Here is a 19,469-nt window from a genome sequence, read left to right on the forward strand (position 1 = left end):
CTCCCCCAAAACTCCCGCTAACATAATTCTACAACACGTGAATTTTTTAGTCAAACAATTTATGAAAAAAATGTGAATTTTTGTATTTTTTGTTAATTTTCTAATTTTTATACCATATTAAAAGTTAGATTTAGAAATATACTTTTCTAAATATTTTACTTTTTATATGTTTAATTACAATAATGTATAGTAATTTTTTTATACTAAATTTTTTTCATAAGAATGTCTATATTTGCACACAAAGGATATTATAATACTTTTTTTAAAAATAAACTAGACTAATCAATGAATAAATTCTAATGATATCTTTACTGTGCCTTTATTACATACATATATCTGTTTTATATTGATTATTTTTCAATAAAAAAGATATCTATATTTTAAAATTCTTATAATAATTACTATTTTTCAATATCAATTTATTTATGAACCTTAATAATTGAAAGTATAATACTATTAAAAAATTTAGCTTTTGTAAAATATGATATAATTTTAAATAAACAAAACTGGAGGTTAATAGTGATTATAAAAGTGAGCTTTGGTGGAGATTACAATCCTGGTTACATAAAAGTACCTAATGACATTAATTTGAAAAAATACGAAATTAGAGATAAATTCCATAATTGGATTGATAATACAGAAGAAGAACATCCTTTCTTGGAATATGAAAATGGACTTAGAATTGGATTAAATTATAGAGGAAATGCAATTGTTTATTGGCTAAATAATTATATTCTAAAAAATGCTAAGTGTAAGTCAAGGTTAATTGAAAGTTTCTCTAACAAAAGTCTAGATTATGATTTAATGATAAAGTTATAGAATATAATATATGATTTAGATTTTCAAACATATCTACTTAAATTAATTACATACCTCATTGAGTAAATTTATTTAGAGTTATATCTTTTTAAAGATGTAAAATTTAAAAAGATATAGTAAAAAACCCTTAAAATACTTTGATTTATTATTTTAAGGGCTTTTATTATATTATAAATTTTTATTTTCTATCTATAAAATCTAATTATTTATAAAGTGTTTTAAATTTATAACTTTTCTTTGCTATCTCATAATATAAACATAAATGTCCCCTAGCTTCATAATTATCCATATTAATACTTAATTTATCTATTGCTTTTTAACACTTTTAATATTACACAATTCCTTTGAAATTTCTTCAAATCTTTCATCAGATATGCCAAGCTTTTTCTTAAACTTTTCATCATTCATTCTTTCAACAATTACTTTATCTGGAGATAATTCCTGAATAATACTCTTTATCTTATCAATAGACTTATCATCATCATTATATCCCTTGATAACTGTTACATCTAAAATAAATGTTCCTCTATACTGTCTATTAAATAAAATCATATTTGAAATATATTCATCTAGAATATATCCTACAATTGGTCTTTGAATTTTCTGAAAATCTTCTTCTGATATTGTTTTTATCTCTCCAACAACTTCATCACACGTATTAGCTATTTTTATATATTCAGCTTTACCAAATAAATACCCATTAGAAAGTAATCGTACAGACACTTTTTTTCTCTTTATTAATTCAATAATATCGTAAATTTTATCATTCAATAGAGCCTCTCCTTTTGAATTAATAAAAACCAATTCTACTCCATTCTTTTCTATCATACTTTCTAATTCTTTCAATGAGTCATTCATATTTTCAAAAGATTGTGGTGTATCTACTTTATTATATGACCTTCCAATAGGACAAAATATACAATCAAAATTACAGTACTTTTCAGGAAGTATATTGACTTCTAATATTTTTCTACCATCCTCAATATAGATGTCTTTATAGCTAAAACTACTCATCACTATATCATCTCCAAATTAATTTATTAATACTTCTTTATTATTAGTATCTAAAATTGAAATTTTACATGTACCACCTAAATTTTCTTGAACCGTTTTAGCTAAGTCACTTAAAGCATTTTCAAACTCTTCAAATCTACTTTCATCCACCAATTCAATACATAAAAAGGCATTGTTTGTACTTTCAGTAAGCATTGTTCTTATTGCTTCACGCCAATTCCAACACCTACAAATTGCTCCTTCATCATCTTTATAGACTACTTCACCTTCATATGGAGGTGTATTTTCATCTGCTCCCAATGGAATAAATTCCTCATTTCCAACTGCTTTAGTTAACCTAATATCCCCTATAAATTTGTCTATATCTTCTCCTCCACAAGGTAGCGCATATTTTAGTGAGATAGAATTATAAATATCCACTAAAGGGTTGATAGTTCCTATGTTATTTCCATTATATACTCTTTTTAATAGTGCCTCAATAGATGACCTTGCTCCTTTTTTCGTTTTAAATTTTTTAAATGCGTCTCTCCATACTTTAATTACTTGATTATTACTAAACTCTGAATCTTTTAAGTATTTTAATACCTCTTCTTCTCCCTTCAAAATCATTTTTTTATATTCTTTATTTCTTATATAGTTGTCTATATTATTACAAATAACAACTCCAATCTTAGCACTGGGAAATAGATTCCAGAACTCATCCTCAATAATAAATCTCTTCACTAGAATACCTCCTAAAATTTAAAATATATAAAACAAAAAAGCCTAGAGAAATATTATTAAATATCTCCCAGGCTTTTATCCTTCCGTGTACACAATAATCGTGCGTTTTCTCTTGGACCTGACCATTATAAAATGCGGAACCCTAGAAAACTAAAATATTTTTTTGTTTTATAAAATACAAGTAAATTTTAGCATAATATAATATTTAAAACAATACTACATTCTACATTTTATACAATAAAACAATTGCCACCAAATTACAACTTTGGTGGCAATATGGTGGCAAAACAGTTTTTTATTATATATCACTAGACTGAAAACACTAAAATCACTAGATTTTATATTTTCTTAATCAATTTCCGACTTAAAAGGAGTGTCATCAGCTTTAGCTATTCTATATTCCTTATCAGTTATATAACCAAGCTCATGCATCTTATACAATACAATTAATTGTCTCTTTTTAGCCTCTCCATGGTCAATATACCTCGCAGGATTATTTGTCATACCAGCCAACATAGCACATTCAGATAAATTTAACTCATTAACTTTTTTACCAAAATACACTTCAGCTCCCTTTGCAGCTCCATATGCATTTTTACCTAAATACATATTATTTAAATAAGCTTCAAGAATTTCATCCTTACTCATAATCTTATTCATCTGCTTAGCATTATACATATCCCTTATTTTTCGTTTCATAGTTTTATCATCACTAGTAAGCAGATTTTTTGAAACTTGCATATCTATAGTACTTCCACCTTGTGTTGTATCTGTAAATACATTATTGAGTACTGACCTAGTTAAAGAAATAACATCTACTCCTTTATGCTTGTAAAATCTCTCATCTTCTATAGAAACTATAGCATGCTTTAAGTCATTTGGCATTTGCTTTATGCTTACAACTTCACTACTTATATATTTAGACCTAATTAATTTTTTAGTGACTTCAGGTGACCCTTTTATAGCCGAAACTGTAAATATTGCACCTGCTACTGAAAGTATAATCAGAGCAACTAGCATAATAGATAACAATGCTCTAGCTATCTTAATCCTTTTTTGTTTTTTTCTTTTTTTACTTTTTAGCTTTTTCTCTCTTTGCTTATAATCAACTCTTCTTCTTTCTCTTTGATTGTAATCTGTATTTAAAGGTCTTACATTATCTCTTGTAAAACTATCTCTTTCTCTTTTTATAAGATTCTGTGAATCTACTTTTTCACTCATTCTTTTACTAGAGCTTGTCTTAGAAGTTTTATTTTTTTTATTTGTTGAAGTATAAGAATGTTTAGATTTTTTATTACTATCTTTACTATTATTTACTTTTTTACGTCTTATTTTATTATTATCATCATCATCATAATAACCCATTTTAGTCTCCCTTCTTTATACTAAGGTACATTATATATTGTTCTACAAAATAAATCAAAGAACAAAATTGTAAGTTTAAGGGTCAATTTTATAAAGGATATTTTCACTAATTTTCTCTATATTTAAGATTAATATTCATCTTTTATTTTCAAAAATAGTTTTGCAGTTGCTAAAGTGTCACTGTCAGCTCTATGAGCATTTATATTCTCTATATTGTAATAAGCACAAGCTGTTTCAAGCTTCTTATTTTTTCCTTTATAACTTTTACATTTTTTTAATAATTCTAGTGTACATATATAATTGTTTATTGGTTCTAAATCTAATATTCTAAGATAGTAATTTAAAAACTTTAAATCAAACTTCGCATTGTGTGCAATTATAGTTCTATTTCCTATGTATTTTCTAAATCTAGGTAAAACCAATTCTAGAGGCTCTTCATTTTCTACCATTTCATTACTTATATGTGTCAATTCTGTTATAAATGAAGAAATTATACCTTTAGGTTTTATCAATCTTGAGTAGTTTTTTACAATTTCGTCATTTTTTATTTCTGTTATTCCTATTTCTATTATTTCACAACCTTTATATGGATCTAAGCCTGTAGTTTCTAAATCCACAACTACATATTCATTCATATCTCTTCTCCTTATTATCAAATGGATATATTTATATTCTATATTTATGTAATAGACTAATCAATACTTAATTTTATACCATATAGAAAGATTTTACAAATTACAACATATATATATTATTTTTCCATTATAAATAAAGATTATTTTTTTATAATCGCTAGATTTTCACTTTATTATTATTTAATCTATTTCGATAAATATTATTTATCTCCTTATTGTTTAAATCTTTAAGGTCTAAATTTTTACATTGTTCATCATCTTCCCATATTCCTGCCTGTTTATTTCCATCATTTTTATATAATATACCTTTACCATTTTTCTTATTATCTAAAAAATATCCCTTATAAATATCATTATTTGGATATGTCAATTTTCCCAAACCATTTTTTAATCCATATTTAAATTCTCCTGTATATATTGAGCCATCTCTATAAGTATACTTTCCTATTCCATGCATCTTATCATCTTTCCATAACCCTTCATATCTTTCATTACTTGAAAAAATATATATTCCAAATCCATTTTTCTTTCCATCAACAAACTCACCTTTATACAGGTCTCCATTGTCATATTTGAATACTTTTTCTTCTTTTAATTTTTTATTACTATTGTTGCTCTTAGTTTTGTTGATATTATTAATTTTTATATGTACATCTTCTCTTCTCGTTTCAATCAAATCTCTATCATACCTAAATCCTTTTTTCAATTTATTTTTCTGATTAACTTTTTTCTTATTAATAAATACTCTTGCCAGTTGAATAAATATAAATGCAGACGATAAACATATAAATACACATAGTATCGTTCTAAAATAGCTAGTTATACTTTCCATAATAAATCACCCTTTAAAAATTTATTTAAAATACCTAATACAATATATATTTTTATTAAGTGATATTTATACTTTTATAATAATATATTGAATAAAATTAATAAATTGAGCTTCTAATTAACATAAAACTATTTATAAAGCATATTTAACTATTTCAAATAAACTTTTTTATCTAGATAACTGATTTTCTATGAGCAAATAAAAAAATGAACCCTATCAAATAGAGTTCATATTTTTTACTATATTTATTCTTTTACAAGAACTTTTATAATTTCTGAAATATACATAGTGTGATAATCCTTATTTGGATACCACTTTTTATCATTTTCTTTAGCATCGAAATTTTCTGGTGGCATAGTATCATGATACAATTTCTTACATACCATAATCATATTAGCTTCTTCAAAAGCTACAGTATCATCTACAAAATATGGTGTAAGTCCTGCTTTTTCTACTTTATTTATATCTCTACCAGAAATAGTTCCACAGATATTTAAAGCCTCTCTATAAGTTTCATCAAAAAATGCAATTGTAAATGTATCATTATTATCTACAAATTCCTTTGTATATCTCTGTGGTCTTATGTAAGTTGTAACAACGTTTTTACTCCAGTATACTCCGACACCACCCCAGCTAGCAGTCATTGTGTTAAATTTTTCTGAATCACCAGCCGTTATTAGCAACCATTCTTTACCAATCTTAGTAAATGGATTAAACTGTAATTCCTCAATTTTCACTTCTTTAAAGCTCATGACTTCATCCTACCCTTCATCTTTTAATATATAAACTAATAGTTAAATTTTTGAATATATCTACTCTTATAATACTTTTTTTAATTGTCTTACATATTCATGTAAATTATAATACAACAAATCAATTACTTTCGCAAGAAATAGTTTCTATATTTTATAACAGTAAAATATCACTAAAATATATTAATTATAAAACAGATACTATATTTCTTAAACTAAAAAAATGTAGAAAGTATACATCCTTTCCACATTTTTTATTATTTTATATATTTTTATATCAATTTAGTTCTATCTAACTTTAATCTTATAAAAAATTATCATAGTCATCAAATTTTATTATATTATTTATAATTTCCTATACCTTGTTAACAGCATCTAAATTATTATCTTTATTGATATATATTTTTTCATTATATAAATCTTCATCAAACATTTTTATTATATTTTCTACTTCATACTTATACTCATCTTCATGCACTCTATAAAGCATTAAATCTTCTAGCAAATCTTTCATATCAAAATATACATCTTCTAATAAGTAAAAATAACCTTCTTCTATATCTTTCAGTTTATCTATAGTATCCAATTTCTTGCTTATATCTTTCATAACCTCTAAATTTTGTATATTTATATTTATGATTGTTAATAAGTACATTCTCACAGTTTTTATTATTTCGATAGAAAAATCTACAATATTATAATTTCCTTCTTTATTATACAGAGACTCCTTAAATTTATTAAAACAAGTATCTAAGTCACAATTTATGTCGTTAAATGGTGGTCTTATTATATCTCGTATTATCAAAAGATTTTGTATATCAATATTATTTGTTATTGCTTCATCCAAAACAAATAAATTATATGCGTCATTTAATGGGTCATGAGCATCTCCACTAAATTCTAAATTTGCAAATTCAAGTAAGTTTTTTAATGATATATAGTTCATACATCTCATACCACAATTTATATATTTTTCTTTTATATCTATAAATAAATCCCTAATATTATTTACAAATCTTGGATGATTATTCTTCTTAGAACTTCTCATATCAGTATTATTAAAACATGTCAAATCTAAATTGCCAAAAGTATATATTCCTTCAATTTCAGAAAATATGCCTAACCATTTTTTAAACTTTCTCATGACCTCTTCATAATTTGGTGCATTCTTCAATTCTTCTGAAGATATATGTGTTAATTCCTGTATATGAGGATACAATTCTTCATTACTTACTGGCTTTATTAAAGATTTAAATTTATCAATATTTTTTGTCTTTTCATCATACATAACTGCTCCAATTGCAATTATATCAGAATTTAATACTGCCCTCTTTGATTTAGAATTTGGCATATTCATTTCAAAGTCTACATATACTCTTTTCAATATAAACACCCTTTCCAATTGTTTATAGTGATTCTTTTTAATTATTTTTATTCAAAATCTTCTAAGAAAGAATGTTTCTCCCCATTTTGTTGCCAACCAAGTATTGAATCAAGATTTACATTTTCTGCTGCCTTAAATATAGATTTCTCTACATTTTTAAAATTTGGCTCTAAACTTTTTATTAAGTCTTTTATTTCATATCTCTTGTTTCCTGTTTTTTTAGCTGCAACCATACATGCACAATTTAGTGGCCATATACCACTATTTTGAATAAATCTTATAATATGCTCTTCTCTTACATAATAAAGTGGTCTTATGATTTTTATACCTTCAAAATTAGTAGAATTAAGTTTAGGAAGCATTGTTTTAAAGTTACCAGCACACAATAAGTTAAGCATTGTTGTCTCTATTACATCATCATAATGATGACCTAATGCAAGCTTATTACATCCTAACTCTTCTGCCTTTGAATATAATGCTCCTCTTCTCATTCTTGCACACATATAACATGGATAATCTTTTGCTATTTCATCTGCTATTTCAAATATTCTTGAATCAAATAAATGTATTGGTATATTTAGGTACTCACAATTATCTATAAGTAATTGTCTTATATTTGCATGATATCCAGGGTCCATAGCAATAAACTCAACATCGAAATTAACTTGTCCATGTCTTTTTAACTCCTGAAACATTTTAGCCATAAGGATACTGTCTTTTCCACCAGAAATTGCTACAGCTATCTTATCCCCTTCTTCAACTAATTTATAATCTCTTATTGCTTTCATAAACTTTGACCATAAATTTTTTCTATATTTTTTTATTATACTTTTTTCTATATCTCTTACTGGAAGTCTTTCCTCAAAAGGAACTATAATTTCACAGCCTTTTCCTGATAGCTCACTCATTTAATCACCTCATATATTTATGTTAATAATATTTTACAAAAAAGTCTACCTTCATCTATAAAATACTATAATTTTCACTTTAATTTCAGCAAATAATTTATAATTTTCAATAACACATAAACTTATAATAACATAAATAACCTCTTTCTTTTATTATCTTTTTTATTTTTCTCATTTAATATTTTATTATGAGTAACGATTTTTAAATGACTGAATATTATACACTAGATAGACTTACCTATCTATTCACAACAAGGAGGTTTTCAACTTGGAAAATAAGACTAGAGATATCAAAAAAAATTGTGGTCCATCTTTGGCTAGACCATACATTAATAATCAAATTTTCACAGAAATGTACTGCCTTTCTGATGCATTAAAATTTGGAACTATATTCCCAGAACTAAACTTATTAGAATCTGAAATGTACAACAAAGAATTATATGCTAAGCCAAAAAAATTTAGAGGAGGTAGAAGATAATGAAAGATTCATCTAGAGCTGAACTTATGAGAAAAATTCAGGAGACATCTTTTGCATGTGTTGATATGAACTTATATTTAGACAATCATCCCGATGATAAAAATGCTATCAACACTTATAATTCATTATGTAACCAATTTGCGCAAGCTAGATATGCTTACGAAAATAAATACGGTCCTTTAACTAACTTTGGGTACGCTCCAAGTAGATGCCCTTGGCAATGGGCTGACCAACCTTGGCCTTGGGACAGAGAATTTAATTATTAGACATCAAGTATTGGAGGATTGAAAATTCATGTGGATATATCAGAAAACTATACAACACCCAGTTAATATAAAAACTTGCGACCCTAGAATGGCTAAATTTCTTATAACTCAATTTGGGGGACCAAATGGAGAACTTGCTGCATCTTTAAGATATTTAAGCCAAAGATATACAATGCCTACTGGCAATATGCGTGCACTTTTAACAGACATTGGTACAGAAGAATTAGCTCACGTTGAGCTTATATGTACTATGGTTTATCAGTTGACTTCTGATGCAAGTCCAGAAGAATTAAAAGCTGCAGGTCTTGGTTCAAACTATGCACAAAATGGATATGGAATTTATCCAACAGATTCAAATGGTGTTCCATTTGATGTAAGACCTATAGCCGTTATGTCAAATCCTGTAACTGATTTACATGAAAATATGGCTGCTGAACAAAAAGCACTTGCGACTTATTATCAACTTATAAATCTAACAGATGATGTTGATGTTATAGATGTACTAAAATTCTTAGGTCAAAGAGAAATAATTCACTATCAAAGATTTGGTGAAGCTTTAATGGATGCTTACGACTTAGAAGAAAACCAAAAAATGTTCTAAAATTTTTATTTATATAAACTAATATTATTTGATAATTTATAATTTACTGTTGTTATTAAAATTTACAAAATAACATAAATCCAGTTTATTTTCTATAAATTGAAGAAGGTAAAGAAAAAAGCAGGTACTAATTAAATAGTAATATAGAATGTAATCTATAACACTATTAATATTGTACCTGCTTTTTTATTATAAGCAATAAAGAAAAATCTATTGATTAAGTTCTATAATAAAAAATTATTATAAAACTCTTCTTGCGTTTACATATCTACTTGAATAGTAACTACTATTTATATTAGATATTGTTACCTTTTTCGATGAACCTGAAGATGCATGTATCATATCTCCATTTCCCATGTATATTCCAACGTGACTTACAGAACCATTATTTGACCCTTGTGTATCAAAGAATATTAAGTCTCCACTTCTAAGGTCTCCTCTGTTTACATATGTTCCATACTTACTTTGGTCTCTAGATACTCTTGGTATGCTAACACCTGCTGATTTTTTCATAACGTATTGTGTGAATCCTGAACAGTCAAAACTATTTGGACCTTCCGCTCCCCATACATATGGTTTTCCAAGTAGTGTCTTTGCAAAACTTATTACACTATCAGCTCCCTGACTTGGAGTGTTAGTTGAATCAGATGGAGTTGAAGTATCAATAGAACCTTTTTCAGCAAGATATTGACTTGATACATATCCTGTTTGATTGTCATGATTTACCTTTGTCCATCCTCCATCTTCAGAAATACTTCCAACTTCAGTTCCATAGCTTAATGTTGCTACTTTAGAATGACCTGTACCTGGCCCCGTTCTAAGGTTTAATGATTTTGCTGTTACAACCTTTGTGTCCTTTACAAGGTCATTTGAACTACTTCCAGAATTTCCATTCGTAGATTCATTTACACTAGTTCCTAAATATTTGCTTGAAACATAACCCACTCTACCATTAGAACTTATTTTTGACCATCCATTTGACTCAGATATGTATCCAACTTCAGTTCCGTATCCTAACGTAGATATTTTAGAACTACTTGTACTTGGTCCTGTTCTAAAATTTAATCCTTTGGCTGTAACAACTTTTGTTGACTTAACTGAAGCATCACTACTTTCATTACTATTCCCAAGGTTATTTATTCCTACATAATTTGCATGTACATAACCTGTGTTTCCATTATATTTAACTTTTGCCCAAGAACCATCTTTTCCTACATACTCAACTTTATCACCTTTGTAAAGTTTTCCCATTGATTCATGGTTTGTACTTGGTCCTTTTCTAAAATTTACTGCATTCCCTGTTATTGTTCTACTTTCTATACTTACACTCTCTACTCCAGATTCATCGGCATATGCTAAGTTCCCCATTGTAGGCATTATTATCGCAGTTGCCATTATACTGGCTGCTATTCTCTTTTGATTAAAATTCATAACTTTCCACTCATCTCCTCTTTTCTAGTAACTTTATTTAATTTTTAAATATAAAAGAAATAATTGACACTCTATTAAAATATCAATTATTTCTTTTATATTAATATTATTACAAATTTGTAACTATTTGTCTATAGCAATATTTATTTACCACAAATTACCATAAATTAATTTTAATTATTAACAGCCTGTAATTCAGCAATATAGCCATCTTTTACCTTTTTAAAAGATGGCTATATTTTTTAACTTTTTTGTAACTTTTTAAAAACCTGTTGAACCAAATCCACCTTTTCCTCTTTCAGAATCACTTAATTCTTTCACTTCTTCTATGTTAATATCATAGATAGGTTTCACTATCATTTGAGCAATTTTCATATGTTTCTCAACTTTAAAATCATTTTTCCCATGATTTATTAATATAATTTTAAGCTCTCCTCTATATCCTTCATCAATAGTTCCTGGTGTGTTTAACACAGTAATAGAATGCTTTAAAGCAAGTCCACTTCTAGGTCTTACCTGTGCTTCTGTCATAGCAGGAAGCTCTATACATATACCAGTTTTAATAAGTTTAGTCTCTCCAGAAGGTATTACAACCTCTTCTATAGAATACAAATCCATACCAGCATCACCCTTGTGAGCAAAATTAGGTATTATAGCATCATCATTTAATTTTTTTACTTTCAAATTATACATTTTATATCTCCTTTCAACTTTCTATAAATATTATAACTTAAATTTCGACCTCTTGAAGTTTTTTATTTTTTTGTGGTAATATAATTATTAGTGTTTTAAAGGAGGATTTTTTATGAAACTTGTACTTGCTGAGAAACCATCTGTTGCAAAAACTATAGCATCCTTTCTAGGTGCAAAGACTAGACAAGATGGTTACTTTGAAGGAAATGATTATATAATTACTTATGCAGTTGGGCACTTAGTATCATTATATGATATGAAGGATTATGATAAAGATAAATATTCTGGTTCTTGGAAAATGAATAATTTTCCATTTGTTCCTGAAGATAAGTTTAAATTTAAGATTGATAGTTCTAAAACCAAACAATTTAATACTGTAAAAAAGCTCTTGAATAGAAAAGATGTAGAATACGTAATAAATGCTACTGATAATGACCGAGAAGGAGAACTCATAGCATTTCTAATATTTTTACTTGCAAACAATAAAAAACCAGTAAAAAGAATCTTAGTAAATGAATGGACACCAGAAGACATTACAAGAGGTATAAAAAACTTAAAAGATGAAGATGAAATGAGAAATCTTCAAGCAGCTGGATATACAAGACTTATCACTGATTGGTTGATTGGAATAAATTTCACTTCTGTTGCTACATTGAAATATGGAAATGGAAAATTATTAAATATAGGTAGAGTAATTCTTCCAACAGTTAAATTAGTCTATGATAGAGATATGGAAATACTAAATTTTGTTCCTAAAACTTATTACGAAATCGAAGGTCATTTTAAAGCTGAAGCTGGTGAGTATAAAGGTAAGTATGTTAAGGGCAAAGAAAGTAAATTTGATACACTTGAAGATGCAAATAAAATTATAGCTTCAATTACATCTGAAACAGGTAAAATACTAGATAAAAAAGTTACTATGTCAAAAGAATATGCACCCAAACTTTTTAGTTTGACATCACTTCAAGGATATATAACTTCTAAGTATTCTAATTTTACATCTGACAAGGTTTTAAATGTCTGTCAATCTCTTTATGAAGGTAATGGTAAGGGTGGATATATAACTTATCCTAGAACTGATTCTATTTTTTTAGAAGAAAGCTTAACTTCAAAGGTATCTCAAACCTTAGACAAATTAAAGGTTGGTCTTGAATATGAAAATAAAATTAAATTTTCCAAGACTAAAAGAGTCTTTGATTCTTCTAAAGTAGATTCACATAGTGCTATAATCCCTACTTATATAATTCCAAAAAGCTTATCTAAAGATGAACAACTAGTTTATGATGCTATAAAAGATAGGTTTATAGCAAACTTTATGCCTCCTGCTGAATATGAGAATACAGAAATTAAGACAGAAGTAGATAATTGTACTTTCCTAACAAAAGGTAAAGTACTTAAATCAAAAGGATATCTTGAAGTATATAATAAGGAAGAAAAAAACGATTTACTTCCACTTGTAAATAAAGATGATAGTGTAGATGTCTTAGAAGTAAAACCATTAACTAAACAGACTACTCCTCCTAAACCATATACTGAAGACACTCTTCTAAAAGCCATGAAAAATTGTGGTAAAAACGTGCCTGAAGAAGATACAACAGTGTTATCAGGATATTCTATAGGGACATCAGCCACACGTGCTGATGTATTGAAGAAAATAAGCCAAGTTGGATATGTAAATAAAAAAGGAAAATCTTACTCTATAACAGACCTTGGAAAAAACTTAGTTGAAATTTTCCCTGTTAAAGACTTATTTGATGTAGACTATACTGGAAAACTTGAAAAAAGTTTGAGTGATATTCAAAAAGGAAAATACACTAGAAAAGAATATCTTACTAATATCATTAATTTTATATATCAAAATGTCAATATTATAAAACACGATACTTCAAAAAACATAAACACAGAAGCATATATTTTTGATTCAAAAACTAAAAAATTTACTAAAACAAAAGAAAAAAAGCAGAAAAAAGGTATAGCTAATTCCACAAAGGAAATTGCTGTGTCAAAAGATTCTGATGACAAAAATGAAAGTAAAAATAATGATGATAATCCATCTCTTGGTAAATGTCCTGTTTGTCAGGGTGATGTGCTTGAATTCGATAAAGGGTTTGCTTGTAAAAATCATAAAGAATGTAAATTTGTTATTTGGAAAAATGATAAGTACTTAAGTCTTTATAAAAAGAAAGTTAATAAAACAATGGTCAAAAACATTTTAAAAAAAGGTGAAACCAAGGTAAAGTCTTTAACTTCTAAAAATGGGAATAAGTTTGATGCCACATTAAAATACAATAAGAATCCAGATAATGGTTATTTTAGTTGGAAAATAGAGTTTGATAATTAAATAATACTCATAAAACAATAAATGTCAGTAGTATAATATATAATATTATGCTACTGACATTTATTGTTTTAAAAAATTTTTCTTTTTTAATTATGACTTTCACAACTACATCTAACCTAATTTTTTTACTATTTCTGATAGCTTAAGTGTGTGTTCATCCAATAAAGCTAACTCTTCTTCAGAAAGATTTGATAGTTTCTTTACTAAAGACTCTTTAAGTATAGCTTTTACTGCATCAAACAATTTAAATGCCTTATCCGTTAATTCCACCCTAAGAATTCTTCTATCTTTTGGGTCAGGAAATTTATTCACTAAATCATGTTCTACCAATCTATCAATAATTGGTGTCATATTTGATTTTAATATTCCTAAATTAGAAGCTATTTGAGAAATTGATGATGAGTTCGATGTCATAAGATAAAGAATTACCTTCGCATGCGATGGAGCCATTGGACATTCTTCAAAATACGCTTTCATTATATCCGAGTTATTTTGAAATTTTTTTAACAAATCACTTTCTTTAAATATATTATTTTCAAGTACAAATAAGAAATCTAAGAAAGAGTCTGCTATTTTAAGTATATTATTGTTATCCATCTTTGTAACATCCCTTCAACAAATAATGTAATAAAACATTCGTTATTTATATAGTATAAATTATAAACTATTAATAAATTTAAAACAAGAAAAAGTTATTGACTCATAATAATTATAAATTTATAATCAAATTAGAGAATTATAAATTGCCAATAAAGGGAAGTTTTTTTATTAGCCTAAAACTAAACTTAAAATAAGACACTTTAAATTCTACAACAAGCTAGTGTGCAATATATAATAGGAGGAGATATGAAAAGATATTTAATAGTTTTCTTAATGTGTAGTTCACTGTTTTTAGTTGGATGTGGAAAAACAGAAGAACCTGAACCTGAGAAACCAATAGCAGTTTCTGTTCAAAAAGCAGTAGGAGGAGAAATTGAAAACACAAATGCTTTTTCAGGAACTACAAAGGTTAAAGATGAAACAGCTGTTACTGCACAGACTGTTGGCACAGTTCAAGAAGTTTATGTAAAACTTGGGCAAAATGTAAGAAAAGGAGATGAATTATTGAGTATAAGCAGTCCAGATCTAGAAAATAGTGTAAAACAAAGTAAAGCAGCATTAGATTTGGCTAAAGCAAGTTATTCAAGTGCAACTGGTGGTTCATTAGAATCACAAGTAAATCAAGCAAAGACAGCTCTTGATAATGCAAAAATTCAATATGATGAATCTCAAAGAAATTATGACAATAATAAGGTTCTTTATGAGCAGGAAGTAATTAGTTTAGACCAATTTAAAAAAATAGAATTTGCTTTAGAACAATCAAAACAACAACTAGATTCTGCTCAAAAATCATACGATACAGCAACTTCAAAGAGTATACCTCAAGCTAAAGCTCTTGCTAAAAAACAACTTGACCAAGCTCAAGTATCATATAATTTGGCAATGAGTAACTTAGATAAATTAACATTAACAGCTCCAGTAGATGGTACAATAACGGCTAAAAACTTTGATGCAAAAGAAATGATAACACAATCACAGCCAGCTTTTACTATTTCCAACCCTAACATATTAGAAGTTGACTTAAATGTAGCCGAATCAGACATAGGTAAATTTAAGAAGGATGGAAACGTAGAAGTTATAATTGAAGACCAGAGAATTTTAGGAAAAGTAGATTATGTACCTTCAGTAGTTGACCCACAGACATCTTTATATCCTGTTAAAGTGCTTGTTAATAATACAAACAATAAATTTAAAGCAGGAATGTCTGCTCAAGTAAATTTAAGTGTTGAAAAAGAAAATGGTGCTGTTACAGTACCTAAAAAGGCAATATTCGAAGAAAAAGGAAAGAAATATGTATACATAGCAAAGAAGGATAATATAGCAAAGAAAAAATTAGTTCAAACTGGAATTGTAACAGAGGATAAAATAGAAATCAAAAGTGGTGTAAGCGAAAAAGATACAGTGGTTATTGGGGGTATAAGTCTTATTTCTGATGGAACTAAGATATTTCCTGTAGAAAAGGAGAAATAGTACTATGAATTTTATACAAACTTCTGTTAAGCGTCCTCTCACAATCATAATGGTCTTCTTAGTATTAATAGTTTTTGGTGGTATTGGATATAAGAAAATGTCAATAAATCTGATGCCTGATATAGAAATACCTGTTGTAATGGTTATGACTACTTGGACAGGTGCTGGTCCTCAAGATGTTGATGAACAAGTTAGTCAAAAAGTTGATGAAAGTTTATCAGCTGTTTCAAACGTAAATACTACCATATCAAGTTCACAAGAAAGTGTTTCTATGGTAGTTGCTCAATTTGAGTTTGGGACTAATTTAGATGAAATAATGAACGATGTTAGGTCTAAAGTTGATGCATTACAGACTAGTCTTCCAGAGGATGCAGCTAAACCAACAGTTCTAAAATTAGATATGAATGCACAAGCCATAGGTCAGCTTGTTATATCTGGAGGAAATGAAAATAGTTCACAGGCATTGAGAAAATATGCTGAGGATGTGATTCAACCTAAAATAGAGTCTATAGATGGTGTAACTTCAGCAGACCTTAAAGGTGGAGAAAAAGCACAAGTCAATGTAATAGCTGACCCAGCTGTTCTTTCAAATTATGGAGTTAGTTTATCAACTATAAAGGGTATCTTATCATCTAGTAATAAAACATATCCTTATGGGTCAATTACTCAAGGTGAAGATAAAATAGTTTTAAGAGCAATTGATAAACTTGAATCTTTAGATGATATAAAACAGCTTCAAATTCCTGTAAAAGGTGGAAATACAGTTAGATTAGATAACCTTTGTAGTGTAGATTATGGATATGCAGACAAAGACAGTATTTATAGATATAATGGAAAAGACAGTTTGGTAATAGATATTTCTAAACAACAGGATGCCAATACTGTAAAAGTTATGCAAAATGCATATAAATATGTAGATGAATTAAATAAAGAAAATCCTCAATTTAAAATTAAAATTGCTAACGATACAAGTGAGTACATAAGTGAATCAATAAATAGTGTAATGAGCAACTTGCTTATAAGTGCTGTTATTGCCTTTGTGGTAATCTTTGCTTTCTTAAAAAGTGTAAGAGCTTCACTAGTTGTTGCCATAGCAATCCCAATTTCTATAATAGGAGCTATAGCAGTTCTATACTTTACAGGAGAAAGTTTAAACCTTATCACTGCAAGTTCCTTGGTAATTTCAGTTGGTATGGTTGTCGATAATGCTACAGTTGTAATTGAAAATATATTTAAATATAGGAAAAGTGGTCGCATGGGTATTGATGATTGTGCTATTGAGGGTACAAGAACTGTAACCAATGCCATACTTGCATCAACATTGACTACTATAGCAATATTTTTACCTATTATGTTTACAGAAGGTATAGCTAAAATAACCTTTGGAGCATTAGGTAAAACACTTATAGCTTCTCTAGCCTTCTCTTTCATAGGCGCAATTACTCTTGTTCCTAGTGTATTTGCAAAATTAAGTAGAGGTAAAAATAGCGAAAAAATGAAAGAAAAAGATAGCCCTATATTTGATAAAGTAAGTGAAGGGTATAAAAAATTACTAAGTGTATGCTTAAGACACCAACGCTTAGTAGTAATAGCAAGTTTACTTATTTTTATAGCTTCTCTATTTGGAATGAGCTTTATAGGTATGGACTTTATGCCTGCTGCAGACAAAGGGGCATTGGCAATTTCTATAGAACTTCCAAAGGGTCTTAGTCTAGAATCTAATGATTACTATGTATCTATGACTGAGAAAAAAGTTTCAGATATCCCAGAAGTTAAAACTTTAATAACAACTTTAACATCAGATTCAAATAATAATACAGCAAATATAGCAATTGAATTAGAATCTCAAAAAAATAGAAAAAGAACTACCGATGAGATAGAAAAAGAAATAATTGATAGAGTTGCCACTGTCCCAGACTGTAAAATAAATGTAAGTCAAAATAGTAGTGTCATGGGTGGAAGTACAGGGGCAGACTTTACATTAGAAATGAAAGGCCCTGATTTAGATGTATTAAAAATATTAGGAAAAGAAGCCGAAAAACAATTCAGCTCCATAAAAGGATTTAGAAATGTTAAGACTTCTCTTACAGATACAACACAAGAAGCTCAATTTACCATAGACAAACATAAAGCTCAAGAGTATGGTGTAAATACTGCCGAAATTGCAGGATTACTACGTACAGCAATAAATGGTGATTCAGTCACTACTGCTACTATTGATGACTATAAAGTGGATGTAAATTTAAAATTTAAAGCAGACAGTATTGACAATCTGGAAGATATAAAACAATTAAAAGTAAACTCTGCAACTGGAAAAGAAGTTCCTCTTGGTGCTTTTTCAGATATAAAAATGGCAGATGGTCTACAATCTATATCTAGGACTGATGGAGATTTCTCTGTAAATATAACTGCTACACTTGATAATGTAGATGCTGGTACTGCTACTAAACTAGCACTAGAAAAAACCAACAAGATGGTAATTCCTAAAGATTACTCTATTGGTGTTGGTGGAGAAACAGAGATGATGAATGAATCTATGGCAAGTCTTGGATTCTCAATGGTTATAGCCATAGCATTAGTTTATATGGTAATGGTAGCTCAGTTTGAATCATTTAGTAAACCATTTATAATCATGTTCTGTGTTCCATTTGCATTTGTTGGAGTTGTACTTTCTCTCCTAGTCAGTGGGCAAAGTTTGAGTACTGTAGGTATGTTAGGTATAATCTTACTTATAGGTATAGTTGTTAACAATGGTATAGTTCTTATTGACTACATAGAACAACTTAGAAAAACAAATCGTAGCAATGATTTAATTGGATTGGTTTCTATTGGTTGTGCAGCAAGATTAAGACCAGTTCTAATGACAACAGCAACAACAATTTTAGGTATGTTACCAACAGCACTATCTCTTGGTGAAGGTGGAGAAACAATGCAACCACTAGCAATAGTTATAATGGGAGGTCTGACTGTATCTACACTTATAACTTTGGTACTTATACCTACCATATACTTGATATTTGATAGATGGGAAGATAAGTTTTCAGACAAAATGCCTAAAATATTTGGTAAAATAACAGATAAAATAGGTGATATAAAAAGAAAAATAATAAAGAAACCAAAATTGAAAGCTAAAGTTTAAATAGAATGGAGGGTGATT

The 19,469-nt window shown here is 27.9% G+C and carries 18 protein-coding genes and 1 riboswitch; of the genes, 7 read left to right on the top strand and 11 right to left on the bottom strand.

From position 1 onward, the window contains the following. The first annotated feature begins 519 nt into the window (after positions 1 to 519). Entirely contained in the window at positions 520 to 819 is a 300-nt protein-coding gene (locus ACTG46_RS13280; protein ID WP_479922985.1) for a hypothetical protein, read from the top strand. A 306-nt stretch (positions 820 to 1,125) separates the two neighbouring features. Here the strand turns inward: ACTG46_RS13280 and ACTG46_RS13285 are convergent, their stop codons facing one another. From ACTG46_RS13285 to ACTG46_RS13320, 8 genes are all read right to left on the bottom strand, one after another. Beyond that, on the bottom strand, positions 1,126 to 1,833 hold the full coding sequence (locus ACTG46_RS13285; RefSeq protein WP_479922986.1) for a radical SAM protein: 708 nt from the start codon (positions 1,831 to 1,833) through the stop codon (positions 1,126 to 1,128). A gap of 18 nt (positions 1,834 to 1,851) precedes the next feature. After that, positions 1,852 to 2,556 (bottom strand): B3/B4 domain-containing protein, encoded by a 705-nt coding sequence (locus ACTG46_RS13290; protein ID WP_479922987.1) that lies wholly within the window; start codon positions 2,554 to 2,556, stop codon positions 1,852 to 1,854. A gap of 62 nt (positions 2,557 to 2,618) precedes the next feature. Then, positions 2,619 to 2,713, bottom strand: a riboswitch (guanidine-I (ykkC/yxkD leader). 191 nt (positions 2,714 to 2,904) lie between these two features. Further along, a complete protein-coding gene (locus ACTG46_RS13295; protein ID WP_479922988.1) occupies positions 2,905 to 3,921 on the bottom strand; it encodes a transglycosylase domain-containing protein in 1,017 nt (338 codons plus the stop codon). 128 nt (positions 3,922 to 4,049) lie between these two features. Next, positions 4,050 to 4,556, bottom strand: a complete 507-nt coding sequence (locus tag ACTG46_RS13300) for a 3'-5' exonuclease (RefSeq protein WP_074178409.1) — start codon at positions 4,554 to 4,556, stop codon at positions 4,050 to 4,052. A 157-nt stretch (positions 4,557 to 4,713) separates the two neighbouring features. Beyond that, complete coding sequence (locus ACTG46_RS13305; protein ID WP_479922989.1) at positions 4,714 to 5,388, bottom strand: MORN repeat-containing protein; 675 nt, start codon at positions 5,386 to 5,388, stop codon at positions 4,714 to 4,716. 245 nt (positions 5,389 to 5,633) lie between these two features. Further along, complete coding sequence (locus tag ACTG46_RS13310) at positions 5,634 to 6,140, bottom strand: flavin reductase (RefSeq protein WP_054277156.1); 507 nt, start codon at positions 6,138 to 6,140, stop codon at positions 5,634 to 5,636. Positions 6,141 to 6,495: 355 nt separating this feature from the next. Continuing rightward, positions 6,496 to 7,524 (bottom strand): 3'-5' exonuclease, encoded by a 1,029-nt coding sequence (locus tag ACTG46_RS13315; protein ID WP_479922990.1) that lies wholly within the window; start codon positions 7,522 to 7,524, stop codon positions 6,496 to 6,498. A 47-nt stretch (positions 7,525 to 7,571) separates the two neighbouring features. Next, entirely contained in the window at positions 7,572 to 8,432 is an 861-nt protein-coding gene (locus ACTG46_RS13320) for a tRNA 2-thiocytidine biosynthesis TtcA family protein (RefSeq protein ID WP_479922991.1), read from the bottom strand. Positions 8,433 to 8,700: 268 nt separating this feature from the next. Here ACTG46_RS13320 and ACTG46_RS13325 point away from each other — a divergent pair, with 268 nt between their 5' ends. Genes ACTG46_RS13325 through ACTG46_RS13335 form a run of 3 tightly spaced genes read left to right on the top strand, consistent with a single transcriptional unit; the run spans position 8,701 to position 9,777 of the window. Next, a complete protein-coding gene (locus ACTG46_RS13325; protein ID WP_054270993.1) occupies positions 8,701 to 8,910 on the top strand; it encodes a spore coat associated protein CotJA in 210 nt (69 codons plus the stop codon). Then, positions 8,910 to 9,176, top strand: a complete 267-nt coding sequence (locus ACTG46_RS13330) for a spore coat protein CotJB (protein ID WP_003416729.1) — start codon at positions 8,910 to 8,912, stop codon at positions 9,174 to 9,176. Before ACTG46_RS13325 ends, ACTG46_RS13330 begins: the two co-directional genes overlap by 1 nt. A 28-nt stretch (positions 9,177 to 9,204) precedes the next feature. Further along, positions 9,205 to 9,777 carry a manganese catalase family protein gene (locus ACTG46_RS13335; RefSeq protein WP_054277158.1) on the top strand — a complete coding sequence of 191 codons (573 nt, stop codon included), beginning with the start codon at positions 9,205 to 9,207 and terminating at the stop codon, positions 9,775 to 9,777. Positions 9,778 to 10,017: 240 nt separating this feature from the next. Here the strand turns inward: ACTG46_RS13335 and ACTG46_RS13340 are convergent, their stop codons facing one another. Both ACTG46_RS13340 and dut read right to left on the bottom strand, forming a co-directional pair. After that, on the bottom strand, positions 10,018 to 11,208 hold the full coding sequence (locus tag ACTG46_RS13340; RefSeq protein ID WP_479922992.1) for a C40 family peptidase: 1,191 nt from the start codon (positions 11,206 to 11,208) through the stop codon (positions 10,018 to 10,020). Between the two features lie 261 nt (positions 11,209 to 11,469). After that, positions 11,470 to 11,901, bottom strand: coding sequence for a dUTP diphosphatase (gene dut, locus ACTG46_RS13345; RefSeq protein ID WP_054271009.1), 432 nt, complete (start codon positions 11,899 to 11,901; stop codon positions 11,470 to 11,472). A 112-nt stretch (positions 11,902 to 12,013) separates the two neighbouring features. Here dut and ACTG46_RS13350 point away from each other — a divergent pair, with 112 nt between their 5' ends. After that, positions 12,014 to 14,242, top strand: a complete 2,229-nt coding sequence (locus tag ACTG46_RS13350) for a type IA DNA topoisomerase (RefSeq protein WP_167640564.1) — start codon at positions 12,014 to 12,016, stop codon at positions 14,240 to 14,242. A gap of 111 nt (positions 14,243 to 14,353) precedes the next feature. Here ACTG46_RS13350 and ACTG46_RS13355 read toward each other — a convergent pair whose 3' ends face one another. Further along, positions 14,354 to 14,839 carry a MarR family winged helix-turn-helix transcriptional regulator gene (locus ACTG46_RS13355; protein ID WP_054271011.1) on the bottom strand — a complete coding sequence of 162 codons (486 nt, stop codon included), beginning with the start codon at positions 14,837 to 14,839 and terminating at the stop codon, positions 14,354 to 14,356. Between the two features lie 249 nt (positions 14,840 to 15,088). Between ACTG46_RS13355 and ACTG46_RS13360 the strand changes: the two genes are divergently transcribed. Both ACTG46_RS13360 and ACTG46_RS13365 read left to right on the top strand, forming a co-directional pair. Then, positions 15,089 to 16,312: an efflux RND transporter periplasmic adaptor subunit gene (locus ACTG46_RS13360; protein WP_223152826.1), complete on the top strand. Its 1,224-nt coding sequence runs from the start codon at positions 15,089 to 15,091 to the stop codon at positions 16,310 to 16,312. Between the two features lie 4 nt (positions 16,313 to 16,316). Next, complete coding sequence (locus ACTG46_RS13365) at positions 16,317 to 19,451, top strand: efflux RND transporter permease subunit (RefSeq protein ID WP_479922993.1); 3,135 nt, start codon at positions 16,317 to 16,319, stop codon at positions 19,449 to 19,451. Positions 19,452 to 19,469 lie beyond the last annotated feature (18 nt).

It is taken from the genome of Clostridioides sp. LIBA-7678 (genome assembly GCF_056716065.1).